Below are 24,688 nucleotides of genomic sequence, written 5' to 3' on the forward strand. Positions count from 1 at the left end.
GCGCCTTCGGGGCAAAGGTGAGAACCGCGACGATGGCGAAGCGCTAAGGTTTCGCCGGAGGGCATCAGGCCTCGGGCCTGCACTCCGGGCAGGTGTTGCCGATGGAATCGAGCACTTCCGCGATGGCGACAGCCGCAGCTTGCGCCGAGACGCCCGGCGGAGGTGCCGATAACCCGCGCAGAGCGGGCCTGCTGTTTCATTTTCGTCCGATTGTGACGGCGGTGATCACGCGCGGCTTTGGAGCCTCGGTGAACATGCATGGGTCGACATTCCCGGCCGCTGCCAATAGTGCCTCTATTTCGCGCGTCGTGAGGCGTAGCAAGATGGAGTTTCCTTTGCCGTCCTGTGGTGTCGGTTCACGCCGACGGATTTTTTTTGCTTTCAGAACCATATCCGTGCTCATCAAGGTAGGCGCGCAGGATCTTGCGGATGGCCTCCGTTCGCGTCAGGCTGAACCCTTGGTCGCGCTGATCGGATATGAAGCCATCGAGATCAACGTCTCGGATGTCGAACAAGATGCTATCCAGCGCGAGCGCGGCAGCCTCGAATCGCTTCGACATTTGGATTAGGCCTTCCTCGCTGAGCATGATTGCGTCGTTGAGCTTACTAAGCTCGTTTTTGATTGTGGTCTCATCAGGCTCACCGCCGCGCGCGATGTGGATTTCCAGCGCGGTGACGACCTCGGCGTTCGTCGACTTGCCGTGAAGCTCGGCCATACGGCCAAGGCGCTTTCGCATTCCATCCGGAAGCCGAACAATGATCTTGTCCGAATCTCTATTGGTAGAAGTATCGGTCCGCTTTTTTACTCTCGCTGCCATGTTTCCCCAGTGCCATATTTTACTTGCGTCGGATATGGCACTGGGGTATATACCAGTCTAAGGAACATATCTAGAAAGAATTAGACATGCCCCGCCGTCCAGCCAACGTGAATCAAGCCGACGTGCAGCGGATCATCCGCGCATGCCAGCGCGAGAAGGTGCCGTTTCGCCTCACGCTTCAGCCGAACGGGGCTGCAGTGTTTGATGCCCCCGCCAAGCAGACCGAGACATCTGAGGCTGAGACATCTGAAGACATTCGGAAGCTGTTGTGACAAAGCCGCCCCGATCCGCCTTGCCACTGCCCAGGTATGTGGAGCGCAAGCCGCTTAAGAGCGGCGGGTGGGGTTATTTCTTTCACGTGCCATCATGGGCCAAGAAGGCGGGCTGCACGATGCAGAACGAACGGCTTGGTGCAGACTATGCTGCGGCGGTCTCGCGATGTGAGACCATCCTACTGCCCGCCTTCGATGAATGGCGCACCGGCGGGGCGAGCATCGCTCCTACAGCGTCGCAAGCCGCGGCTGCACCGCAAACACTCGATTGGGTATTTGCGGAATACCGTTCCGACCGTCGCTACACCAAGCTCGACCCAAAGACTCAGCGCAATCACGAAACCGGATTCAAGCTGGTCGGCGGCTACATCCTGAAGGATGGCAAGCGCCTTGGCGAGAAACGCCTGACCACGATCGACACGGCCCTCGCTGACGATCTCTACGACAAGTTGCTGGTCGTCAAGGTCGCCAGCAAAGATGGCGTGGTGGTCGAGCGCGAGCGCCGCACGACCGTCAACCATGCGATGAAGAGCTGCCGTCGTGCCTGGAACGTCTGCGCGCGACGCAATCCCGGAAAGGTGCCGCAGGTCAATCCGTTTGCCAAGATGGGCTTGCAGGGCTCGACGCGCGAGACACCGACCGCGACCTATAAGGAACTGCTCACGTTTCGTGCCAAGGCGGTGGAGCTTGGCCTGTCATCGCTGGCGACTGCTGCCCTGATCGCATGGGAATGGCTGCAGCGAGAGACCGACATCTTCGCTACGTTCGACGTCTCGCACTATCGACCGAAAGAGCACCCCAACATGGTGCGCGTGATCGATGAAAAGACGCGCGCCGAAAGCTGGGTTCCTTTGCTCGATGATGCTGGTGTCGCTCTCTATCCGGAGTTGATGGACGAACTCGACGCTATCAAGCGCCAGCGCATCGGCGGCCTCATGCTGCGGCGGGACTGGGGTGAACGCGGCCCGTGGCCGACATGGCCAAAGCCTGACATGCCAGACTTCACGCACATGAGCCGAAAGGTGAAAGAGGTCATCCGGGCCGCCAACGTGCGCGACGAGCTTTCATTCGCCTCGTTCAGGCACGGTGGCCTAACCGAGACCGGCGACGCCGAACTGACCGATCGCGAGATCTTGGCGCAGAGCAGGCATACCACGGTCAAGGTGTTGCCGAAGTACGTCAAGCGCACCACGAACCAGATTGCCACCGGCACCAAGAAGCGACGCGCCGTGCGAACGAAAGCCGGACATTTGTCCGAATGAGCATCAGCCAGCTTGTCCGAATGAAATATTGGGAGCGTCGTAAGTGATTGAAAACATTGGAGCGGGTGAAGGGAATCGAACCCTCGTATTCAGCTTGGAAGGCTGCTGCTCTACCATTGAGCTACACCCGCATATGAACGATCCACTATCACGCCGGAAGGGCTGCCTCAACCACCGTGAGGCGTTACGAACAGCCGGGTTCCGGCCGGTCCGCCTTGCGGCCTTAACAGGCGCGGATCGGCTCCCTATATTGCGTGTCCCATCAACAATGAAAGGAGGTGATCCAGTGTCTTATCTCAAGCGCTGTCACCTCGCTGGGATCGCCCGCTAAGCAGTCCAAAGCTTGGCATCGGGGCGCTCTCAGCCCTGGACCAGCGAGCACGAGAATCGGGCGCGGCGGAAGCGATTCCGCCGCGTCTTTATTATTGCTGGATTGTCGCGCCAGACCACGGAAAGACACCGACGACAACGCTTTGCGCTCTCGTCAGCGTTCCGGCAATCCGAGCTCGAGCAGCGTCTGCATGGTTTGCTCGCCCATCGCGAGAAAAGCCGCGCTGGCATTCCGAGTTGGCAGTCCGATGTTGAGCGCCGTCGAATCGGGCCTCAACGCCATGGCCTTTGCCATCGCCGTCCTTGCCTCGTCCGGCTGGCCCAGGCGCTGATAGGCTACGGCTAGCAGCATATAGGGGCGTCCCGACGCCGGTGTGATGGCGATCGACCGCTGCAGCCAGGACACCGCTTCCTCGTTGCCGCCCATGAGCAGGGCGGTCCATCCCGCCCCGAGCATCCAGGTCCAGCGCGAAACTTCCGGCGTGTCGAAGCGGTCGGCCTGCTTGAATGTTGCCAGTGCGTCCTCGAAGCGCCCCAATTGAAGCTGCGCCAGGCCGATGTGGTAGAGAACGAGCCGTTCCACGGATCAAAACTCAACGCTTTCGCGCAAGCCACCAGACTTTCAACGAACTCGTTGGTCGCAGTCAGGAAGCGGCAATAGGCTTCCAGCACCGGAATGTAACGTGGCGTCGTCTGCCGCGCGCGCTCCAGCAGCGATCCGGCGTTGCGCTCCGCCGCCGCACGTTCGGCCGGCGCGTACCACGTCATCTGAATCCCGCGCAACTGAAGCGCGGCCAGCGCGATCTGCAGCTCGGTATTGACGGGCTCGGCGGCGAGCGCTTTTTCCAGCATGGTCTGCGCGGCGGCAAAACGTTCGCGTGTCGTTCGATTGATCGAGGCCGTGGCTTGCTCGATCGCAACTTTGGCGTCGCCGGTCGCGGCTGGATGGGCGCCGGATTCCAGAAGCGCGTTAAGGCGCCGTGCCAGCGCATGACCTGCTCCCGCGGCGAGCCGCGATTGCTGCAACTGAATGTCCAATTCGGTGGCGTCGACCGAAGCCGTAGCGACCGCCTGGACCTCGCCGGTGTTGGTCTGGATCAGGCGTGCCCGCAAGATCCACGATTGCGGGCCTCTCTCCAGTTCGCCATTCAGTACGAAGTCCGACTGTGCCGAGGACGTGGACGTGGGCGCCGCTGCCACTGCGACGGCCCCAGGGGCGACCACGCGGATATTGTCGACCCTGGCCAAGCCATCGGTCAGGCGGTCGGTTACAGCCGCCGCCATGCCGGCCCCTCGGGGGTCGTTGCTCGCATCGACGATCGGCGTTAGCGCAATGGTCGGAGGCGACCGTTTGAACATGAGATCGGGACGGAAGGTCGGAGCGGCCACCGCAAACCCGACAATCACGCAGAGGGCCGCTGCGGCGGCCGCAGCCACCGGCCGGCGCAGGCCGAATAGTCGCCGCGGTGTTGCAATCTCGCTCGTGGGTTCCGCGCTTGCGATTGGCTCGGCGCTTGCCTGCACGGGAACGGCAGGTGCTGGCGGCTCAATCGACACCTCGGCGGCGAACAGGTAGCCGCGGCCGGACACGAGCTTGATCGTCTGGCGCCGGTCATCGCCCAGCGCGGTGCGAATCTCGCGGATGCATTGGAACAGGCTGTCTTCGCCGACATGGACGTTCGGCCAGACCGCCTCCATCAGCTCTTCCTTGCTGAGGACCCGGCCCGGATTGGCGGCGAACAGGTGCAGCATCTCAAGCGGTTTCGGCCTGAGCTTGACCACCTCGCCATCCGGACCGCGCAGTTCGGCGCGCTCCCGATCGAGCTCAAATCCGGCAAAACGAAACACCCAGCCCTCAAAAATGCCCCAAGCCGCCAGAAATGTCGGAAAATCGGCTCCTTTGGCGGCTCATTCAGAAAATATCAGAAAAACTTCAGAATGCCACGGGCGCCGCATCAGGACGCCTGGCCGCCATCATGGGACCAATGCGCCCCGCCTTTTCGGTTGCCGTGGGGCTGCGCGCCGGCGGGCGGGCGGGGCGAGACGGTGTTCCGGAAAAGTATGGGATCGGTTCGGGGCCCCCCGGGTACCGGCACACCGATCTCGCCCCGTTTTGAGACAACGACGTTTTTCATTCCTTTTGGACGACGAGACCCCTGTGCTCAGCTTTACGACCGACGACATCGATCCCGAGCATCGCTTCGATCACTGGCGCGAGGTGCGCGGAAAGGGCCTGTTCGGTGTCACGATCGAGCTGCCGGCCGAGCGCCGCGCCGACTTTCAGGGGCGATTTTCCGCTGATGATATCGGAGGCGCGATCGTTTCGCGGATGCATGCCTCGTCCTATTGGGTCAGCCGGACCAGCGGCGATATCGCGCGCACGCCGGCCGACAGCCTGTGCATTGCGTGGCAGACGCGCGGGGCCGGCTGGATGGATGTCGGCCGGGGGCGGGGGCATCGTGTGGCCGACGGCGACATCGTCATCAACCATTCCGACACTCCCTTCGAGGGGACGCCGGAGCGCTCCGACGGATTCGATTTTCTGATGCTGAAGATCCCCTTAAGTGGCGATCTTCTGCTGGGCGCGCCGGCTCATGATCTTTTCGCGGCGACGCTGTTGCAGAAGAGTCCTTTCTTCAGGGCACTCTCCGCGCTGTTTCATGCGTTGACGCAGGAGCCGCGCGATGTCGTCGATCCGTCGGCAGAGATCACGCATGTCGCAAGATTGGCCATGCTGGCGCGGGGCCGTCTTTTGCCTGGAATGCCCGAGTGTCGCGCGGCGCTGCGTTCGGGCTTCTACTATGCCGCGCGCGACATTCTCGTCCGCAATCTCCACCAGCCGGGCTTGTCGCCCGCGGCCGTCGCGCAAGAGCTCGGAATATCGCTGCGGCAGGTTCATGTGTTGTTCGAGCCGACGGGGCTCTCATTTTCGCGCACGCTGACGGCCCTGCGGGTGCGCAAAGCGGGCGAACTGCTGGCAATGGCGCCGTCACGGCCCGTCGCGGATGTCGCCTATGCCTGTGGTTTCGATAGCCTTGCAACATTTTATCGCGCCTTCCGAAACTACTACGGCATGACGCCGCGCGACATGCGCATTCACGCGAATTGCGAGTGAGGGGCTGTGGCCGCTTGGCTGCAGCCGCGCAGAGTCATGGGGACGCTTGCCGGTCAAAATCGAGGGCGTGCGCGCATTGAGAAGACAGCCTGTTACCGCTTCTGTAAACGCGGGCAGGCATTTGGATTTTCGGATCATTCCCGAAAGAGGAATGGCCGGGCCGTTCAGGGAGCTCTTTTCGCTTGCTGACCATCAGGGTTTTCATCACCAAAATATTTTTAAAGTCTACGCTTGCGGCAGGCATCGGGGGTTTTCATGGCGATCGACGCCGCTTCGCAACTTCGCCTGGCGCGTCGTCGGTTGCACTTGAACTGCTGTCCTTCCTCGGAGTCCGGCCGCTCGGCAATCCATGTGCGCCAGGTGCGCTCCGTAAATTGATCGGAAAGGAAGGCCAGTGTATCACGCTGCGCGAGATCTGAGCGCAGGGAAGAGAAATGGCGGCAGGGGATTTGGACGTTCTGATTCGGTCGATGGCAAAGAAGCAGGCCAAGGCGATCACTGATGCCGCCAGGAAGCACCATGGCCGTCTGATGGGAATGGCCGTCAAGGCCAAGGACAAAGAAACCAAGGAACGCCATAAACACCTCGCCAAGAACACGCTCGCGTCGGCAGCGGCGGCGGCGAGAAGGCTGCAAATCACGGCGGAGAATGTGGCCGACAGCTATGCGCGATCGATGAAGAAGGCCGCCGAAGAAAAGCCGCCGGCGGCAAGGCCGGTCAAGGCGGCTAAGCCGGCCAAAAAGAAAAAGGGCTGACTTCGGACCCATCGCGGACGTCGCGAACTCGCGCCGGTCCGGCGAGCCCGGGGCGGCGTCCGATCGACGGATGGCGCCAAGGAATACCCGGCGAACACAGAATACTTAAATATTTCAATCGGTTGTGCGCGAGTTGGCCGTCTTTGAGGCCGGCACGACAACCGGTACCTACCAATATCGTCTGATATCAGCAAATCTTTACTTGAATTAAAACACGAACGTTCGTACTCGAACGGTTACGGAGCGCAGATTGTCCAGGACACGCAAAATCACGACCGACGATATCCTCGATGCCGCGGAGCGGGTGGTTATCCGTCTCGGGGCCGCGGGGCTCTCGATCGATGCGGTGGCCCAGGAAGCTGGCGTCAGCAAGTCGCGGGTCGTCTACGACCATAGGTCCAAGAGCGCGCTGCTGGAGGCGTTGATCGACCGCCGCGTCAAGGTAGAGCTTGAGCGCATCGAAGCGAGCGTGGCGGAGAACGCCGGCGCGCCGCATCCCGAACTGTTCGGCCGGATCGCGGTCGCCGAGCGGATTCCCGACGATCGGGACAAGGCGGTCGCGCTCGCGATCAGCGCCTCGATGTCGAGCGAGGAGAATATCCAGCAGCAGATGCGCGACTGGACCCTGGCCGACCTGCGCGCGATGGCCGCGGGCCTGCGGCCGAAAGCGGCGCTGATGGCCTACCTGGCGCTGACCGGCTTTTACTGCACCGAACTCTTCGGCTTCCACCAGTGGGACGCAGCCGAGCGATCCGAAATCCTGGCGGGCATCAGGACGATTTACACGTCCTATCCCGACGAAAGCTGATGCCGCCGACAACTGGCTGACACTCAAGGAAATCAAGACATGTACAGCAGCAGACCTCTGCCGCGCGTGAGGACTTATCTGGCAGCGGCGGCGTTCCTTGCGCTAACGATCGGTGGGGTTGCCGCGCAGCAAGGCGCGGAACTGCCGTCGCCTGCGGTCAGCGTGATCGAACTCAAGGCGCATCCCGTTCCGGTCGTGAACGAGCTTCCGGGCCGCATCGCTGCGACGCGCATCTCCGAGGTTCGCGCGCGTGTCTCCGGAATCCTTCAGGCGCGCGTGTTCACGCAGGGCACTCCGGTCAAGGAAGGCGACGTCCTGTACCGCATCGATCCGAAGCTGTTCCAGGTGCGCGTGGCGAGCGCCGAAGCCTCGCTGCGGCGTGCCAAGGCCGTTCAGCAAAATGCGAGACAGCAGTTCGAGCGCCAGAAGATCCTTCACGAGCGCGACGCCACCAGCGGCGTGAATCTGGATACGGCAACTGCGACCCTTGCCCAGGCCGATGCCGACGTCGCATTGGCCGAAGCCGCGCTCGCCGAGGCGAAGATCAATCTCGATTACACCGAGGTTCGCGCGCCGATCAGCGGCATCATCGGCGGCGCCCTGGTCACCGAGGGCGCGCTCGTCACCGCCGATGGAACGCAGAATCTGGCACTGATCCAGCAGGTGGATTCCGTCTATGTCGACTTCACGCAGTCGGCGCAGGACCTGCTCACGCTCAAGCGCGCCGTTGAGGAAGGCAAGCTCGCGAGCCCGGCGCCGGGAGAGGCTCGGGTCGAACTCGTTTTCGACGACGGCGGCCTCTATTCGGAAGCAGGGCGATTGCTGTTCGCCAGCGCCAGCGTCGATTCCACCACCGGGCAGGTCACTCTGCGCGCCGAATTCCCGAACCCGAAACACGACCTGTTACCGGGCATGTATGTTCGCGTGCGCATTGCGCAGGCGGTTCGCGAGGGCGCCATCACCATACCTCAGCGTGCCGTGACCCGGGCGCGCGACGGCAAGGCGCAGGTCTACCTCGTATCGGAAGGCGGGATTGCGGAGACGCGTGACGTCGAACTTGGACAGGCACTCGGTTCGGAATGGATCGTCGAGTCCGGCCTGAAGGAAGGCGAGCGCGTTGTCGTCGATGGCGTGCAGAAGGTGCGGGTGGGCGGCAAGGTTGTCCCGGAGCCATGGAAGCCTGCCGATCGGGAAGCAGAAATCTCCGCCGACCAGCCGACCAGCCGGGCGAGGTGATCCGATGGCTCAGTTTTTCATCAGGCGGCCGGTCCTTGCCTGGGTCTTCGCCCTGTTCATCTGCATTGCCGGTGTCATCGCGATTCCGCTGCTGCCGGTCGCGCAGTACCCCAAGGTCGCGCCGCCGCAACTGACGATTTCGACCTCGTATCCAGGGGCCTCGCCGCAGGAAATCTATCAGGGCGTCACGCGCCTGATCGAGGAGGAACTGAATGGCGCCGCCAGATTGATGTATTTCGAATCGACGTCGGACACGTCTGGCTCGATCAGCATCAACGTATCTTTCGAAGCCGGCACCAGCATCGAGCAGGCGTCGGTCGACGTGCAGAACAGGCTGCGGCGAATTCAATCGCGACTGCCGGCGGCGGTGGCCGCGCAGGGCGTGACCGTGGAAGAGGCTTCGGCCGGCTTCCTCATGATCGTGTCGCTCACGTCCACCGATGGCAAGCTCGATGAAGTCGCGCTCGGCGACTACTTCAGTCGCAACGTGCTTGGCGAACTGCGCCGCCTTGGCGGAGTAGGGCGCGCGCAGTTGTTTGCCGCTCAGCGCGCGATGCGCGTCTGGATCGATCCGGACAAGATGGTCGGCCTCGGGCTGACCGCCGCCGACATCAACGGCGCAATCATGGCGCAGAACGCGCAGGTCGCGGCCGGGCAGATCGGCGCATCGCCCAATCCGGTCACCACCGACCTGACGGCGACCGTTCTCGTCAAGGGACAGCTCGCCAATACCAAAGAATTCGGCAACATCGTGCTGCGGGCAAACCCTGATGGCAGCACGGTTCGGCTCAAGGATGTTGCCCGCCTCGAGCTCGGCGCGGAGAACTACAACTTCTCCAGCCGCCTGAACGGTCAGCCGAGCGCCGCTGTGGGCATCCAGCTTTCCGCAACCGGCAACGCAGTCGCGACGTCGCGTGCGGTCCAGGCGAAGATGGAGGAATTGTCGCGGTTCTTCCCGCAGGGCGTGAAATATTCGGTGCCGTACGACACCAGTCCCTTCGTGTCTGCCTCGATCAAGAAGGTCCTGGAGACGCTGCTCGAAGCGGTCGTGCTCGTCTTCGTGGTGATGTTCGTCTTCCTGCAGAACTTCCGCTACACGCTGATCCCGACGCTGGTGGTGCCGATCGCATTGCTCGGCACCGGCGCGGTCATGCTGGCGGCGGGCTTTTCGATCAACGTCCTGACCATGTTCGCGATGGTGCTGGCGATCGGCATCCTCGTCGATGACGCCATCGTCGTCGTCGAGAACGTCGAGCGCATCATGGCGGAGGAGGGGCTTTCACCGAAGGACGCCACCACGAAGGCCATGAAACAGATCACGGGCGCCATCCTCGGGATCACGCTCGTTCTGTCTTCCGTCTTCATCCCGATGGCGTTCTTCCCTGGTTCGACAGGCATCATCTATCGCCAGTTCAGCCTGACCATGGTGGTTTCGATCCTGTTCTCGGCATTTCTGGCGCTGTCGCTGACCCCGGCGCTTTGCGCGACCTTCCTCAAACCGATCAAGCCTGGTCATCATGAGAAGAAGGGGATTGGTGGCTGGTTCAATCGCAAATTCGAAGCCTTGACCGATCGCTACACCGACGCTGCCGGCGGCATCGTGCGGCGGGCCGGGCGCATGATGGTGATCTATCTCGCTTTGGTCATTGGCCTCGGTTACTTCTTCGTCAGCCTCCCCACCGCCTTCCTCCCGAACGAGGATCAGGGCTTTCTGGTCGTTGATATCCAGGGCCCGCCCGAAGCCAGCGCCAACCGGACACTGGCGTCGATCAAGCAGATCGAGGAGATTTTCAAGACGGAGCCTGCCGTGCGCGATATCGTGGCCATTCAGGGCTTCAGCTTCTCGGGCAACGGCGCCAACGCCGCCTTGATGTTCGTCACCCTCAAGGACTGGAGCGAGCGCGGCGCGGGCCAATCCGCCCAGGCGATCGCCGATCGCGCCAACGGGCAATTGTTTGCGCTGAAGGACGCCACCAGCTTCGCGCTTTCGCCGCCGCCGATCGACGGCTTCGGCACGACAGGCGGCTTCGCCTTCCGCCTTCAGGATCGCAATGGCCTCGGTCAGGCGGCGCTCACGGACGCGGCGGCCGAGCTGATGGAGAAGGCCGGCAAGAGCCCGGTGCTCGCAGGCCTTCGCATCGAGGGGTTGTCGGACGCGGCGCAGGTTCTTCTTGTTATTGATCGCGAGAAGGCCAACACCTTCGGCGTGACCTTCGCCGACATCAACAACACGATCACGGCCAACCTCGGATCGTCCTACATCAACGACTTTCCGAACGCCGGCCGTATGCAGCGGGTCATCATCCAGGCGCGGGATCACGGCCGCCTGCGGGTGGAGGATCTCTTGAAGCTCAACGTCCGCAATGCGGGCGGCGGCATGGTGCCTTTGTCCTCGTTTGCCATGGCCCAGTGGCAGAAGGGATCTCCGCAGATCGTTGGCTACAACGGCTACCCCACGGTGCGCATCGCGGGCGAGCCGGCTCCAGGCAATTCGTCGGGCGCGGCGATCGCCGAGATGGAGCGCCTCGCTTCGGAGCTGCCGAACGGCATCGGCTCCGAATGGACCGGTCAGTCGCTGGAAGAGATCAAATCGGGATCGCAGGCGCCGATCCTGTTCGGCCTCAGCATCCTCTTCGTCTTCCTGCTGCTCGCCGGCCTCTATGAAAGTTGGTCGATCCCGCTCTCGGTCATGCTCGTCGTGCCGCTCGGCGTGATCGGCTGCGTCCTGGCCGTGATGCTCCGGGGAATGCCGAACGACCTCTACTTCAAGGTCGGACTGATCGCGATCATCGGCCTGTCGGCGAAGAACGCCATCCTGATTGTGGAGTTCGCCAAGGACTACTACGCGGAAGGCAGATCGCTGGCTGATGCCGCGGTCGACGCCGCTCGCGTCCGCTTCCGACCGATCATCATGACGTCGCTCGCCTTCACGCTCGGCGTCGTGCCGCTCGCCATCGCATCAGGCGCCAGCGCGGCCAGCCAGAACGCCATCGGCACCGGCGTTCTCGGCGGCATGATCTCCGCGACGGTTCTCGCGATCTTCTTCGTCCCGGCCTTCTTCGTGTTCGTTCTGCGGCTGCTGCGGACCAGAAGGCCGGCCGCGAACGACGACGCGGTAGCCGAAGCTCCGCTTGCGAAGCCTTCCGAAGCGTAGCGGTCAGTGCGGTGCAACTTCATTTCAGCCGTAACCATTCGGTCGCCGTTCGAAGCCGAAGCGTAGCGACGCTTCGCCAAAGTCCTCCGTGAGTCGGCCGGGCCTTCTCGAGGCGAGAAGGTCCCACCGCGCCGATCGTTCACGCTGGAGGATCACATGAAAGTTCTCATCGCCTGCACGCCCGCAACCGGCCATCTCAATCCGCTGCTGGCGGTGGCCCACGGCCTCATCGACGAACGACACGATGTTACATTCCTGACCGGCAGCATGCTGCGGCCGCGAGTGGAGGCCATCGGTGCAAGATTCCGGGCGCTTCCCGCCGACGCCGACCTCGATCTTCGGGACATGGATGCGGCCGTGCCGGAGCTCAAGAATGTCGAGCCGGGGCTGCAATGGCTGAGCATCGCCCTTCAGCGCTTCTTTGTCGATACCATGCCGGCGCAACTCGCCGGATTGCAGCAGCTCGTGCGCGAAATCCAGCCCGATGTCGTCGTGGCCGACGACATGTTCTTTGGCGTTCTTCCGATGCTGCTCGGTCCGCGCGCAAACCGTCCTCCCGTGGTGCTATGCGGAACCTCGATCCTGCACGCGACTCGTGAGGACGGTGCGCCTCTCTTCCTTGGACTGCCACCTGCAGCCACACAGGCCGATCGTGACAGCTATGCCGTCATCGCCAAGGAGTATGACAGCGTGGTCAACGAGCCCGCGACGCGCCGCATAAATGAGCTCTTGGCCGGACTGGGCGCTGGGCTGTTGTCGATGCCTCTCTTCGAGTCCGTCGTCGTGCTGGCCGATGCCTATCTGCAACTATCGGTGCCGAGCTTCGAGTTTCCGCGCAAGCTGCCGCCCACGGTCCATTTCGTCGGTACGCCCCCGATCATTCCGAACCAGGCGCCGGTGCCGTCATGGGCCGGTGAACTCGACCGCTCGCGCAAGGTGGTGCTGGTCACGCAGGGAACGTTCGCCAATTTCGATTTCGGGCTTCTCGTCGCACCGACGCTCAAAGCCCTTGCGGACGAGCCGGATCTGCTGGTGGTGGTGACCACCGGCGGTCGTCCCGTCGACACGATCCCCGGTGCGATTCCCTCCAACGCCCGCGTGGCCAGCTACCTGCCGTTCGAGTGGATCCTGCGCAAGGCGGATGTACTCGTCACCAATGGCGGCTATGGCAGCGTCAATCAGGCCATGAGCTATGGAATCCCGATCGTGGGCGCCGGGCTGACCGAGGACAAGGCCGATGTGAACGCACGCATCGCGTGGTCCGGCGTCGGTATCAATCTGGCGACCAATCAGCCGGATCCGAAGGCCCTGCGCGAGGCGGTCCGGGCCGTGCTCGAACAGCCGGGCTACCGCACGCGGGCCGCGTCGATGGCCGCTGAGTTCGACAAGCGCGATACGCGATCGCTGATCGTCCGCATCATCAACGAAGCGGCGACCGGAAGGAAAGCGCCCGCGCGTCGCAAGGCCGCGGCTGCGTAACTTCGCGCCGCATCCGTTCGATATCGCTCGGGGGGTGCTCGCGAATGCGACGTGAGTTGCCCTCCGCTGACTCAATCCTATTTCAGCCGTAACCATTCTCTCGCCGTTCGAAGTCGAAGCGTAGCGATGCTTCGCCAGAGTCCTCCTTGAGCCGGCCGGGCCTTCTCAAGGCGAGATGGTCTTCCGCGCCGATGTTCATGCTGGAGGATCACAATGAAAGTTCTCATCGCTTCGACGCCTGCAACCGGCCATCTCAATCCGCTGCTTGCAGTCGCCCGCGGCCTCATCGACGAGCAACACGAGGTTACATTCCTGACCGGCAGCGTGCTGCGGCCGCGGGTAGAGGCCATCGGTGCCGGCTTCCGGGCGCTTCCCGCCGGTGCCGACTTCGATCTGCGCGTGATGGATGAGGTCGTTCCCGAGCTCAAGACTATCGCGCCGGGACCGCAATGGCTTCGCATCGCCATGGAACGGCTGTTCGTGGACGCCATACCGGCGCAACATGCCGGATTGCAGCTCGCGTTGCGCGACGTCCGGCCCGACGTCGTCGTGGGCGATGACATGATCTTCGGCGTGCTTCCGATGCTGCTCGGTCAGCGGGCAAACCGGCCTCCCGTCGTTCTCTGCGGGACTTCGATCCTGCACTGGACCCGCGATGATGGCGCGCCACTTTTTCTTGGGCTGCCGCCCGCTGCCACCCAGGCTGACCGCGACAAGTATGCGGTCATCGCGCAGGAATTCGACGGGATCGTCAACGAGCCCGTGGCGGAGCGCCTGAACGGTGTATTGGCGAAGTTTGGCGTGGGGCCGCTGTCCATGCCGATGTTCGAATCCGTTGTCGCGCTCGCCGATGCCTATCTGCAATTGTCGGTGCCGAGCTTCGAGTTCCCGCGCAAGCTCCCGCCCACGGTTCATTTCGTGGGTACGCCTCCGATCATCCCGAACCAGGCGCCGGTGCCGCCGTGGGCCGCCGACCTCGATGGCTCGCGCAAGGTGGTGCTGGTCACGCAGGGGACGGTCGCCAATCACAATTTCGGTCTTCTCGTGGCGCCGACGCTCAAAGCCCTTGCAGACGAGCCGGATCTGCTGGTGGTGGCGACCACCGGCGGTCGCCCCGTCGATACGATTCCCGGCCCGATTCCGTCCAATGCCCGCGTCGCCAGCTACCTGCCGTTCGAGTGGATCCTGCGCAAGGCGGATGTGTTCGTCACCAATGGCGGCTACGGCAGCGTCAATCAGGCCATGAGCTATGGAATTCCGATCGTCAGCGCCGGGCTGACCGAAGACAAGGCCGATGTGAACGCGCGCGTCGCGTGGTCCGGCGTCGGCATCAACCTGGCGACCAATCAGCCGGATCCGAAGGTCCTGCGCGAGGCGGTTCGGACGGTGCTCGAAAAGCCGGGCTACCGCATGCGGGCCGCCTCGTTGGCCGATGAGTTCGCCAAGCGGGATACGCGATCGCTGATCGTTCGCATCATCAACGAAGCGGCGACGGGGAAAAAAGCGCCCGCGCGCCGCAACGCCGCAGCGGCCTAACTTCGCATCCGTGGATATCGCCGCGAGGGATCAACGCCAATCGTTGATCCCTCGCTATCGCGCGGAAACCATCTGGCTGCGAATGTCCTGCGCGGTCTTCTTCAGCGGGATCAGGTATTTCTTCTTGGCGGCGGCCTCGCTCATCGTGCCCGAGATCATGTTGATACTGATGGCGGCGACGACTGCGCCGATCTGGTCGCGGAGCGGCACCGCGATGCCGCAGATGGCCGGGTCAAGTTCGCCATCGACCCAGGCGTAGCCTTCTTTCTCGACGCGGCCGAGGATTGCGCCGATCCGCTGCGGATCGGTCTCCGTGCGCGGTGTCACCGGCTTGAAGTCGCCGCTCGCAAGATAGGCGGCGCGTTTCTCCGGTGGAAGCGCTGCGAGCAGCACTCGGCCGAGCGAGACGAGATGCGCGGGCAGGCGACTGCCGATGCCGAGATTGGTGGACAGAATCCGCCGCGCAGGCAGCCGCAGCGCATAGACGATCTCGCGTTCGTCGAGCACGGCCAGCGCGCAGGATTCGCCGATCTCGTTGCGCAGATCCTCCAGCGCGCGCTGGGCGTAGCCCCAATAGGGCAGCGCGTTGAGATACGACAGGCCTAATCCCAATGCCCGCGGCTTGAGCGAGAAATAGCGGCCGTCGGAGGCGCAGTAGTTCAACGTGACGAGCGTCGCCAGGATCCGCCGCGCGGTCGCACGGCTGAGGTCGGCGATCTGCGCGGCTTCGGCGAGCGTGTGGCGGCCCGGAGGTTTTCCGAGCGCTTCGACGATCGAAAAGCCGCGCGCGATCGAGCGCACGAATTCATCACTGTCCTTGCCCATGGCGCATGCGTGGTTGGCCCTTGCCAGGTTCGGCCGGGTGGTTTAGGGATGGTTCGTATAACGAACGAACAGTTCGCCAGGCGAACAATAGGGGAGTGGAGCGGATGGCGCAAGCCTCAGGCGCACGAAGCGGAGACTTCGAGACCGATTTCTGGAAGGACGCGACATCGCGCAAGGTCTGGGACGAGATCGTGCCCGGCGAGCCGCGCAAGACCTTGCCGTACAAGCTGACGCAGGAGGCGATCGCTCTGTTCTGCAAGGCCGTCGGCGAGACCAATCCGCTCTATCTCGACGAGGCCGCGGCGAAGGCCGGCCCTTATGGCGGCCTGGTCGCACCGCCTTCGATCCACATCCTCTTGATGTTCGCCTGCACGCCCACCGATGACTGGATGCGAAGCCCGGGCACCGTGAATGCCGGGCAGTCATGGAGCTACAACATTCCGGCACGGCCGGGTGACACCATCACGTTGCAGGCGCGCGCGCTCGACAAGTTCATCCGGCGCGAGCGGCTGTTCGTCGTGCACGACAACGTCTTCTTCAATCAGCATGGCGACGTGATCTGTTCGGGTCGCGGCCAGACCATTCGTCCGATGTGAGGAGCGGCAAGCGATGACAGTCAGTTTCGATCAGCTCAAGGCCGGCGACGGCATCGAGGGTCCGAGGTTCGCGGTGTCGCGGGAGTCGATCCGGTTATTCTGCGACGGCTCGCTCGATTACAATCCGCTGCACCTCGACGACGAATATATGAAGGGCAATTTCGGCAAGACCAATTTCGGCGGCATCATCATGCACGGCATGAACAATTTCGGCCTGCTCACGCGCATGCTGACCGATTGGGCAACGCCGCCGAGCGCTATTCATCGTCGCCTCGAGACCCGCTGGCTCAAGCCGGTGCGGCCCGGCGATACGATCCAGCCCACCGGCGTCATCAAATCCAAACAGGTCACGACCAAATCCCGCTGGGTACTCATCGATGTCATGGTGAAGAACCAGAATGGCGAGCAGGTCGCCATCGGCGAAGCCATGGTGGAGTTTCCGGTCGCAACCGCGGCAGCCTGATGCCGGCGGCTTGCGCGAATGCGCGCGAGGATAGGACGATGAGAAGGCTGGTCGCGATCGCTTGCTCACTGCTTTTCCTTGGCCCTGCGCCGATGGCATCGGCGCAGGATCTGCCAAGGTCGATCAAGATCGTCGTGCCGTTCCCGGCGGGAGGGACGACCGACATTCTCGCGCGCTATGTGGCGCAATCGCTCGAGATCAGGCACGGCATCACCGTGGTCGTCGATAACCGCGCCGGGGCATCAGGCGTGATCGGCTCGCAGTCGGTCGCGGCGGCGCCGCCCGACGGCAGCGTGCTTTTGCTCACCGCGACACATCACGTCATCAACCCGAGCCTGCGGAAGAGTTTGCCTTACGATACCCGCACCGCATTCTCGGCCGTCGCCGTCATCGCGACCGCGCCAAATGCATTGGTGGTCGGTCGGGATTTCGCGGCCAAAAACGTCGGCGAATTGATCGCGATGGCGAAGGCGCAGCCGGGCAAGCTGTCATTTGCTTCCTCCGGCGTAGGCGGCGCCAACCACCTCTCGGGCGAATTGTTCAAGCAGATGGCGGGCGTCGATATCGTGCACGTTCCCTACAAAGGAGCGGCCCCCGCGATGAACGATCTGATCGGCGGCCATGTGCCGATCATGTTCGACACGTTGCCGACGGTGATCCCTGGAGCTGCGGCCGGAACGCTGCGCGTGCTCGCGGTGACGGGCAGGGAGCGCGCGGCGACGCTGCCGGACGTGCCGACGCTCGATGAAGCAGGCCTGAAGGGTTTCGAGGCCACGGCCTGGTTCGGCCTCTACATGCCGCAAGCGGGCGAATCCGCCGTCTACAGCAGGCTGGTGACCGTGATCCGGGATGTGCTTGCCGATCCCGCCATCAAGGAGAAGTTCGCAAGCCAGGGCGTCGAGCCGGGCAAACTGTTCGGCAGCGAATTCGCAAAATTCGTTGATGCCGAAATCACGAAATGGGGTCGCGTGGTTGCGGCCGCCAATCTGCAGCCGGAATAGTCAAACCCGCGGCGAGACCGTGCCACGTCCGCCGCGACCCTGCTCGCACGTCAAGGCCTGCACCGGCCTCCCGGCCCTGTGTCAGCCGATCCCGCCGCACGCGTCCTCTGCTTTCAAGCTATTGAAAATACACGAAAAATTTATCACGAGACGCGGATCGCGCTGGTCGCCTGAAGATAGGCGGATAGCTTCATGCCGAGAGCGCAGTACTCGCCGTTGGAAAATAGTGTATCCGCTGTTCGACAGCGCGGCCGGACCTTACGTTCCCGCGCCACAAGAGCATAAGTTTCTGCGGAGGAAGTTTTCATGTCGGCTCTGCCACTCTCGGGCATCAAGATTCTCGACCTGACGCGTGTGCTCGCGGGTCCCTTGTCGGCGCAGATGCTGGGCGATCTCGGCGCCGAGGTGATCAAGATCGAGCGTCCCGGCACCGGCGACGACGCGCGCGCCTTCGGTCCGCCTTATCTGGAGGACCCCGATGGCAAGGAGAACAACAACAACTCGTTCTATCTCTGCGCCAACCGCAACAAGAAATCGGTCACGGTCAATATCGCCAAACCGGAAGGGCAGGAGATCATCCGTGAGCTCGCCAAAGGCGTCGACGTGATGATGGAGAACTACAAGGTCGGCGATCTCAAGCGCTACGGGCTCGATTACGAATCGATCAAGAAGATCAACCCGCGCATCATCTATTGCTCGGTGACCGGCTTCGGCCAGACCGGCCCCTATGCGCCGCGCGCCGGCTATGACGCGATCTTTCAGGCGATGGGCGGGCTGATGAGCGTCACCGGCCATATGGATGGCGAGCCCGGCGCCGGCCCCATGAAAGTCGGCCCCTCCATCGTCGACTACATGACCGGCATGAACACTTCGATCGGAATCCTGTCCGCGCTCTACCATCGTGATGCCAGGGGCGGGGAGGGGCAGCATGTCGACGTCTGCCTGTTCGACACCGTGATCGCCTCGCTCTCGCACTACGCGCAGATCTATCTCGTCAACGGCAAGACGCCGCCGCGCCGCGGCACCTGGGGCAATGGCGGCATGCCGGCCGGCGTGTTCCGTTGCACCGACGGTGAACTGATGCTGGTGGTCGGCAACGACGCGCAATTCGAGCGCACCTGCGCCGTGCTCGGCGAGCCCGAGCTCGCCAAGGACCCGCGCTTTATCAAGAACAACAACCGCGTCGCGCACGGCAAGGAGATCATGGCGATCTTCGCCGGCCTGTTCCTCAAGAAGCCGGTCGCCTACTGGTTGGAAGAGCTGGAGAAGGCCGGCGTGCCGTCCGGCCCCGTCAACGATTTCGCGCAGATGTTTGCCGACGAGCATGTCCGCTCGCGCGGCATGGAGGTCAAGGTTGACCACCCCTTCGAGCATTCGCTGTCGCTGATCCGCAACGCGCTGACGTTCTCAGGCACGCCGATCAAGGACTACCGCGCACCGCCGCTGCTCGGCGCGAACACCAAGGAAGTGCTGTCGGGCAAGCTCGGCTATGACGAAGCCAAGATCGAGGGCTTGAAGGCGAAGGGGATCGTTTAGGCGTTACGGCAGAGCGTAGCCCGGCTGGAGCGAAGCGCAATCTGGGATCTGTCGGGCATCGCGCAGGCTTTCCCCGGGTTGCGCTTCGCTCCACCCGGGCTACGACCGCTGGGAGCGGTGCGCGCCCGTTGCTGGCCTGGGCAAACGTCATATTGTGCCGCGAAATTGAAAGACAGATTTCGTCGAAGGGTATCTAATAAGCCGCCTTTGTATCTGTAATTGTGAGGGGAGAATGACCGATGCAGCTCGCTCGCTCCGCTTTACCTTTACTTGCGGCGCTTCTTGCAAGTCCAGCCATTGCGCAATCCTTTCCGCCAGGATCTGCGGTTTATAACTGGCACTATACTTGTCCCACCAACAATCCCGACGGCACCTGCCGGTTTTCGATTTTGGCGGCCAACTACGCAGGGAATAACGTCGCCGACGTTCAGGCCGTGCTGGCCTATCAAACGGTCGGAGCGCAGCAGATTCCGTTCTACCATTTCCGGATCACGTTCATGGGCAACAAGAAACCGGATCTGGTGATGATCCAGGCCAACGCCGCGGTTGCGTTTGCAGCGTACGGCATGGCCCAGGCCAGTGGCACGGGTCCGATCGCGTCTGAGACTGCCTCTGTGTTGAATTAGCGAACGGCAGCAAGAGCATGATGGCTCTTGTTTGAATCGGCGTGGGCCGCCGTTCTTCACCTCTCCCATAGGGAGAGGTCGGCGCGCAGCGCCGGGTGAGGGGTTACGGTCCCTCGATAGAGCGAGATCCCCTCACCCGAATTGCTGCGCAATTCGACCTCTCCCCGCTGGGGAGAGGTGAGGCGCCAGTTCGACCTGATCCCATTCCGCTTTAACGCGCGTCGCGTGCGAGCATGCGCGCCGGCGTCTTGCTCGCGGCATCACCCGTCGTCAGCGCCATCGCTGCGACCGATACCACGCGCTCGATGATCCCTTCGACGTCGTCGACGTCGCATTTGCCTTCCGACAGCTTCGTCAGCCGCTCGCTGTCGCGCACGGTTTGCTGCGCCATGGCGAGCGCGAAGTGCAGGCCCCAATAGAGTTCGACATCGCTGTGTCCCGGGAGCGAGCGGCGCATCGCCGTGATGAATTTGCGCAAATGATCGATCTCGCGGTTTCGGATGCGGCGGATCGGCGGCACTGACTCGATCGAGACCCGTATCATGAAACGTGCCGCGGTCGAGCGCTGGTTCTCCGGGCCCAGACAGCCGCGCAAGGTCGGGCCGACGAGGGCGCGCAGTATCGCGTCGATTGAGGCGCGCCCATCGCCTGCTTCCTCGGCAGCCTGCAACAGCCTGAGCCGTTCGCGGTTGAGCTGGATGCTGCGGGTGACGAACAGTTCCGCGATCAATTCATCCTTAGAGCCGAAGTGATAGTTCACCGCGGCGAGGTTGACGTTCGCCTCCGCGACAATGTCGCGCAGCGTGACGTCGCCGAAGCCGCGGTCGGCATAGAGCCGCTCGGCGGCGGCGAGGATGGCGGTACGGGTCTGGTCGCTGGCCATTTGGATCACCCCCGTCGAGGGAGTTGCATTTCAAACATTTGTATGAAACTATCGTTTGAAGGCTGGAAAATGTCAATCCGCTGATATGCGCGATGGCGTTCTGGCACACCACAGTCGTTGTCGTCCGCGGTCGGGCCTTGCGGCGCGCGGGCGGCGGGAAGACAGTGCGGCCCAAAGTCTAGGAAACGAGGAGCGTCCCATGGATTTCACGATGTCGGACAAGCAGAGGGAATGGCTGAACCGCGTGCAGTCGTTCATGACCACGCATGTTCGCCCGGCGGTGCCGATCTACAGGAAGCAGGACGAGGAGGGGCCGCGCTGGAAGGTGATCCCAATCCTCGAGGAGCTGAAGAAGAAGGCCAAGGCCGAGGGTCTCTGGAACATGTTCCTGCCGCCGTCCTCGCATGATGACGACGAATTTCACGGCGCGGGATTGACCAATCTCGAATACGCGCTGCTCTCCGAGGAGATGGGCCACATCACCTGGGCGTCCGAAGTCTTCAACTGCTCGGCGCCCGATACCGGCAACATGGAAGTGCTGTTCCGCTATGGCACCAAGGAGCAGAAGCGGCAGTGGCTGCGGCCGCTGCTCGACGGCGAGATCCGCTCCGCCTTCCTGATGACGGAGCCCGCGGTGGCTTCGTCCGATGCCACCAACATCGAGACCCGCATCGAGCGCGACGGCGATCACTATGTGATCAACGGCCGCAAATGGTGGTCGTCGGGCGTCGGCGATCCCCGCTGCAAGATCGCGATCCTGATGGGCAAGACCGATCCTTCGGCGGCCCGGCATCAGCAGCAGTCGCAGATCCTGGTGCCGCTCGACACCCCCGGCATCAAGGTCGAGAAGATGCTGCCGGTGTTCGGCTTCGACGACGCGCCGCACGGCCACGCCCAGGTGCTGCTCGAAAACGTGCGCGTGCCGGCGTCGAACCTCTTGCTCGGCGAAGGCCGCGGCTTCGAGATCGCGCAGGGCCGCCTCGGCCCCGGCCGTATCCATCACTGCATGCGCACCATCGGCAAGGCCGAGGAGGCGCTGGAGAAGATGGTGAAGCGGCTGATGTCGCGCACCGCCTTCGGCAAGAAGATCATCGAGCACTCGGTGTGGGAGCAGCGCATCGGCGAGGCCCGCACCAATATCGAGATGACGCGCCTCTTGTGCCTCAAGGCCGCCGACATGATGGACAAGGTCGGCAACAAGACCGCTCAGCTCGAGATCGCCATGATCAAGGTTGCGGCGCCGAACATGGCGCTGAAGATCATCGACGAGGCGATCCAGGCCTATGGCGGCGGCGGCGTGTCCGACGATGCAGGGCTGGCGAAGGATTATGCCGGCATTCGCACGCTGCGGCTGGCCGACGGTCCGGACGAGGTGCATAACCGCGCCATTGCCAGACTTGAACTTCGGAAGTATGCAAACACTACACACTGACCGGGAACGCCCAGATGGCGCTCCCCAAAAAGAGTGAGGGAGCGTCATCGTGGCGGACGGCGTCAGGAAGGACGAAGAATTTTCCGGGACCCGGGAAGTCGAGGAACGGCATCGCATCGACGAGGCAAGCCTTGCCCGCTGGATGCAGGAGCATGTCGACGGCTTTCAGGGACCGCTGAAAGTCCTGCAATTCAAGGGTGGTCAGTCCAATCCGACCTACAAGCTCGAGACGCCCGGTCGCGCTTACGTGATGCGGCGCAAGCCGTTCGGTAAATTGTTGCCGTCCGCGCACGCGGTCGATCGCGAGTTCCGCGTGATCGCCGCGCTCGGCAAGCAGGGCTTTCCGGTCGCCAAGGCCTACGCGCTCTGCACCGACGATTCCGTGATCGGCGCCACCTTCTACATCATGTCCTTTGAAGAGGGCCGGGTGTTCTGGGATCCGACATTGCCGAGCCAGCAGCCGGAGGATCGGCGCAATATCTTCACCAGCAAGATCGAGACGCTGGCCAACCTCCACGTCTTCAATCCCGAAACGATCGGGCTTGGCGATTTCGGCAAGCCGGGCAATTATTTCGCGCGCCAGATCGATCGCTGGACCAAGCAGTACCGCGCATCCGAGACGCAGCACATCGAAGAATTCGAGAAGGTGGCCGAGTGGCTGCCGAAGACGGTGCCGCAGCAGGAGCGGGTCTCGATCGTCCACGGCGATTACCGCCTCGACAACATGATCTTCCATCCGACCGAGCCGCGGGTGCTGGCGGTGCTGGATTGGGAATTGTCGACGCTCGGCGATCCCATGGCCGACTTCACCTATCTGTTGATGCAATGGACCATGTCGGGGCTTGCCGACGCCGATCTCAAGGCGCTGAACATTCCGAGCATGGAAGAGGCCGCGCAGATCTATTGCAACGTCACCAACATGGCGGTGCCTGATCTCAACTGGTACTTCGCCTATAACCTGTTCCGCCTCGCGGGCATCACGCAGGGTATTGCGGGGCGGATCCGCGACGGCACCGCCGCGAACGCGAAGGCGATCGAATCCGCCAAGCGCACGGTGCCGCTGTCCAAGGCATCCTGGGAATACGCGCAAAAGGCGGGCGCGACGTGAGAGAGGATATTGTGGCGCGATCGCTTCGGACCACGCCACGTTGAATAGAGGCGAGCGGTAACTCTGCTTTCACCTCTCCCATAGGGAGAGGTCGCCGCGCAGCGCCGGGTGAGGGGTTACGGTCCCTCGATAGAGCGAGATCCCCTCACCCGAATTGCTGCGCAATTCGACCTCTCCCCGCTGGGGAGAGGTGAGGGACCTTCGACACGGTACCGATCGAATTTCATCACTTCTAGCCAACTCGGCATTTTCCCTTGGCGCTTTCCCCCAACGTCCGCGGAAGCCTGTTGATGGCGGTGGCCACGGCGGGCTTCACGATCAACGATGCGATCACCAAGTTCGTGTCGTCAGAGATGAACTTCGGCCAGGTGATGCTGGTGCGAGGCATCTTTGCTGTCGTGCTGATCACGGCGCTGGCCTTCCATCAGGGCGCGCTGCGATCGTTTCGGACGCTGCTGGTCAAGCCGGTCGCGCTGCGGGTAACAGGCGAAGTCGGCGGAACGGTCTCGTACCTTGCGGCCCTCTCGCATCTGCCGCTCGCGAATATCTCCGCGATCCTCCAGGCGCTGCCGCTGCTCGTCACGCTCGGCGCCGCGCTGGCATTCGGCGAGCCCGTCGGCTGGCGGCGCTGGCTTGCGATCATCGCCGGCTTCGTCGGCGTTCTCATCATCGTTCGGCCGGGCGCCGAAGGCTTCAACCAGTTCGCGCTGTTCGCCGTGATCTCGGTGATCTTCTGCGCGTTGCGCGATCTCGCGACCAGGCAGATACCGGCGCCGATTCCGTCGCTGTTCGTCACGCTGCTGACGACAGTCATGGTGACGACGACCGGCGCCATTATCCTCGTCCCGCTCGGCGGCTGGACTCCGCCATCCGCCGGTGCGCTTGGCCTCCTGGCGATGGCTGCGGTTCTTGTCCTGATCGGCTACCAGTGCGTCATCATGGCGCTGCGCACCGGCGACATCTCCGCCGTGGCGCCGTTCCGCTACCTCGCGCTGCTATGGGCCATGCTGCTCGGCTATCTCATCTTCGGCCACGTGCCCGACGTCATGATGATCGCGGGTGCATCGATCATCGTGCTGTCCGGCCTCTACGCCTTCTACCGCGAGCACAAGCGCAAACGCCCGGTGGCCGCAGGCGCATCCGGCCCGCCGCCGGATGGGCTGTGACAACCGCCGTCATTCCGGGGCGCGCGAAGCGCGAACCCGGAATCCATTTCTGCACCCGCACCCGCGGCTCGATGGATTCCGGGCTCATCGCTTCGCGATGCCCCGGAATAACAGCCCCGTCATTGCGAGCGCAGCGAAGCAATCCATGCCTCCACTTGGTGCGCTATGGATTGCTTCGCTGCGCTCGCAATGATGTTGTGGTTGCTTTGGGTGTGACAAATCAACGGGACGGGCAAATCAGCAGAAACATGTCCAGCTCTCGCGCAAAAAACATTCCGCTGTCGCGG

The 24,688-nt window shown here is 62.9% G+C and carries 21 protein-coding genes, 1 tRNA gene and 2 pseudogenes; 17 read left to right on the top strand and 7 right to left on the bottom strand.

Annotated features, from left to right (window positions below):
- Positions 1-356 precede the first annotated feature (356 nt).
- Complete coding sequence (locus AC5ZG1_RS32575; protein ID WP_456644931.1) at positions 357-818, bottom strand: Arc family DNA-binding protein; 462 nt, start codon at positions 816-818, stop codon at positions 357-359.
- Positions 819-1,110: 292 nt separating this feature from the next.
- On the opposite strand from AC5ZG1_RS32575, the gene AC5ZG1_RS32580 reads away from it, so the two are divergent.
- The gene (locus AC5ZG1_RS32580) at positions 1,111-2,352 is read left to right on the top strand and encodes a site-specific integrase (RefSeq protein WP_496135286.1); all 1,242 of its coding nucleotides are present in this window, start codon (positions 1,111-1,113) and stop codon (positions 2,350-2,352) included.
- A 57-nt stretch (positions 2,353-2,409) separates the two neighbouring features.
- On the opposite strand, the gene AC5ZG1_RS32585 is transcribed toward AC5ZG1_RS32580, so the two are convergent.
- The 4 genes and pseudogenes from AC5ZG1_RS32585 to AC5ZG1_RS32600 form a co-directional block, all read right to left on the bottom strand.
- A tRNA-Gly gene (locus AC5ZG1_RS32585) sits at positions 2,410-2,483 on the bottom strand.
- 353 nt (positions 2,484-2,836) lie between these two features.
- The gene (locus tag AC5ZG1_RS32590; RefSeq protein ID WP_496135322.1) at positions 2,837-3,109 is read right to left on the bottom strand and encodes a tetratricopeptide repeat protein; all 273 of its coding nucleotides are present in this window, start codon (positions 3,107-3,109) and stop codon (positions 2,837-2,839) included.
- Positions 3,110-3,265 (bottom strand): annotated as a pseudogene (locus AC5ZG1_RS32595) (tetratricopeptide repeat protein); the annotation flags it as partial. It abuts the gene before it with no gap.
- 1,043 nt (positions 3,266-4,308) lie between these two features.
- Positions 4,309-4,434 (bottom strand): annotated as a pseudogene (locus AC5ZG1_RS32600) (winged helix-turn-helix domain-containing protein); the annotation flags it as partial.
- 406 nt (positions 4,435-4,840) lie between these two features.
- Between AC5ZG1_RS32600 and AC5ZG1_RS32605 the strand changes: the two are divergent.
- The 8 genes from AC5ZG1_RS32605 to AC5ZG1_RS32640 all read left to right on the top strand — a co-directional run bounded on the left by AC5ZG1_RS32605 (position 4,841) and on the right by AC5ZG1_RS32640 (position 14,765).
- Positions 4,841-5,797, top strand: a complete 957-nt coding sequence (locus AC5ZG1_RS32605; RefSeq protein ID WP_496135287.1) for a helix-turn-helix transcriptional regulator — start codon at positions 4,841-4,843, stop codon at positions 5,795-5,797.
- A gap of 182 nt (positions 5,798-5,979) precedes the next feature.
- Entirely contained in the window at positions 5,980-6,216 is a 237-nt protein-coding gene (locus AC5ZG1_RS32610; RefSeq protein ID WP_496135288.1) for a hypothetical protein, read from the top strand.
- 15 nt (positions 6,217-6,231) lie between these two features.
- Positions 6,232-6,552: a hypothetical protein gene (locus AC5ZG1_RS32615; protein WP_496135289.1), complete on the top strand. Its 321-nt coding sequence runs from the start codon at positions 6,232-6,234 to the stop codon at positions 6,550-6,552.
- Positions 6,553-6,802: 250 nt separating this feature from the next.
- The gene (locus AC5ZG1_RS32620) at positions 6,803-7,360 is read left to right on the top strand and encodes a TetR/AcrR family transcriptional regulator (protein ID WP_496135290.1); all 558 of its coding nucleotides are present in this window, start codon (positions 6,803-6,805) and stop codon (positions 7,358-7,360) included.
- A 39-nt stretch (positions 7,361-7,399) separates the two neighbouring features.
- On the top strand, positions 7,400-8,596 hold the full coding sequence (locus AC5ZG1_RS32625; RefSeq protein WP_496135291.1) for an efflux RND transporter periplasmic adaptor subunit: 1,197 nt from the start codon (positions 7,400-7,402) through the stop codon (positions 8,594-8,596).
- 4 nt (positions 8,597-8,600) lie between these two features.
- A complete protein-coding gene (locus tag AC5ZG1_RS32630; protein WP_496135292.1) occupies positions 8,601-11,750 on the top strand; it encodes a multidrug efflux RND transporter permease subunit in 3,150 nt (1,049 codons plus the stop codon).
- Between the two features lie 156 nt (positions 11,751-11,906).
- Positions 11,907-13,229 carry a glycosyltransferase gene (locus AC5ZG1_RS32635; protein WP_496135293.1) on the top strand — a complete coding sequence of 441 codons (1,323 nt, stop codon included), beginning with the start codon at positions 11,907-11,909 and terminating at the stop codon, positions 13,227-13,229.
- A 213-nt stretch (positions 13,230-13,442) separates the two neighbouring features.
- The gene (locus AC5ZG1_RS32640; RefSeq protein WP_496135294.1) at positions 13,443-14,765 is read left to right on the top strand and encodes a glycosyltransferase; all 1,323 of its coding nucleotides are present in this window, start codon (positions 13,443-13,445) and stop codon (positions 14,763-14,765) included.
- 54 nt (positions 14,766-14,819) lie between these two features.
- Here AC5ZG1_RS32640 and AC5ZG1_RS32645 read toward each other — a convergent pair whose 3' ends face one another.
- Positions 14,820-15,590 carry an IclR family transcriptional regulator domain-containing protein gene (locus AC5ZG1_RS32645; protein WP_496135295.1) on the bottom strand — a complete coding sequence of 257 codons (771 nt, stop codon included), beginning with the start codon at positions 15,588-15,590 and terminating at the stop codon, positions 14,820-14,822.
- Between the two features lie 104 nt (positions 15,591-15,694).
- On the opposite strand from AC5ZG1_RS32645, the gene AC5ZG1_RS32650 reads away from it, so the two are divergent.
- The 5 genes from AC5ZG1_RS32650 (at position 15,695) to AC5ZG1_RS32670 (ending at position 19,812) form a co-directional block, all read left to right on the top strand.
- Complete coding sequence (locus tag AC5ZG1_RS32650; RefSeq protein WP_496135296.1) at positions 15,695-16,186, top strand: MaoC family dehydratase; 492 nt, start codon at positions 15,695-15,697, stop codon at positions 16,184-16,186.
- A gap of 13 nt (positions 16,187-16,199) precedes the next feature.
- Positions 16,200-16,649 (top strand): MaoC family dehydratase, encoded by a 450-nt coding sequence (locus AC5ZG1_RS32655; RefSeq protein ID WP_130225623.1) that lies wholly within the window; start codon positions 16,200-16,202, stop codon positions 16,647-16,649.
- A gap of 38 nt (positions 16,650-16,687) precedes the next feature.
- Positions 16,688-17,650 (top strand): tripartite tricarboxylate transporter substrate binding protein, encoded by a 963-nt coding sequence (locus AC5ZG1_RS32660; RefSeq protein WP_496135297.1) that lies wholly within the window; start codon positions 16,688-16,690, stop codon positions 17,648-17,650.
- Between the two features lie 306 nt (positions 17,651-17,956).
- The gene (locus AC5ZG1_RS32665; RefSeq protein ID WP_496135298.1) at positions 17,957-19,186 is read left to right on the top strand and encodes a CaiB/BaiF CoA transferase family protein; all 1,230 of its coding nucleotides are present in this window, start codon (positions 17,957-17,959) and stop codon (positions 19,184-19,186) included.
- 239 nt (positions 19,187-19,425) lie between these two features.
- Entirely contained in the window at positions 19,426-19,812 is a 387-nt protein-coding gene (locus AC5ZG1_RS32670) for a hypothetical protein (protein WP_155255130.1), read from the top strand.
- A 211-nt stretch (positions 19,813-20,023) separates the two neighbouring features.
- On the opposite strand, the gene AC5ZG1_RS32675 is transcribed toward AC5ZG1_RS32670, so the two are convergent.
- The gene (locus AC5ZG1_RS32675) at positions 20,024-20,695 is read right to left on the bottom strand and encodes a TetR/AcrR family transcriptional regulator (RefSeq protein WP_028163341.1); all 672 of its coding nucleotides are present in this window, start codon (positions 20,693-20,695) and stop codon (positions 20,024-20,026) included.
- A 199-nt stretch (positions 20,696-20,894) separates the two neighbouring features.
- On the opposite strand from AC5ZG1_RS32675, the gene AC5ZG1_RS32680 reads away from it, so the two are divergent.
- The 3 genes from AC5ZG1_RS32680 (at position 20,895) to AC5ZG1_RS32690 (ending at position 24,401) form a co-directional block, all read left to right on the top strand.
- Positions 20,895-22,127 carry an acyl-CoA dehydrogenase family protein gene (locus AC5ZG1_RS32680; protein ID WP_456644948.1) on the top strand — a complete coding sequence of 411 codons (1,233 nt, stop codon included), beginning with the start codon at positions 20,895-20,897 and terminating at the stop codon, positions 22,125-22,127.
- Between the two features lie 49 nt (positions 22,128-22,176).
- The gene (locus AC5ZG1_RS32685) at positions 22,177-23,235 is read left to right on the top strand and encodes a phosphotransferase family protein (protein ID WP_496135299.1); all 1,059 of its coding nucleotides are present in this window, start codon (positions 22,177-22,179) and stop codon (positions 23,233-23,235) included.
- Positions 23,236-23,489: 254 nt separating this feature from the next.
- The gene (locus tag AC5ZG1_RS32690) at positions 23,490-24,401 is read left to right on the top strand and encodes a DMT family transporter (RefSeq protein ID WP_496135300.1); all 912 of its coding nucleotides are present in this window, start codon (positions 23,490-23,492) and stop codon (positions 24,399-24,401) included.
- The last annotated feature ends 287 nt before the right edge of the window (positions 24,402-24,688 follow it).

The organism is Bradyrhizobium sp. Leo78 (genome assembly GCF_059512425.1).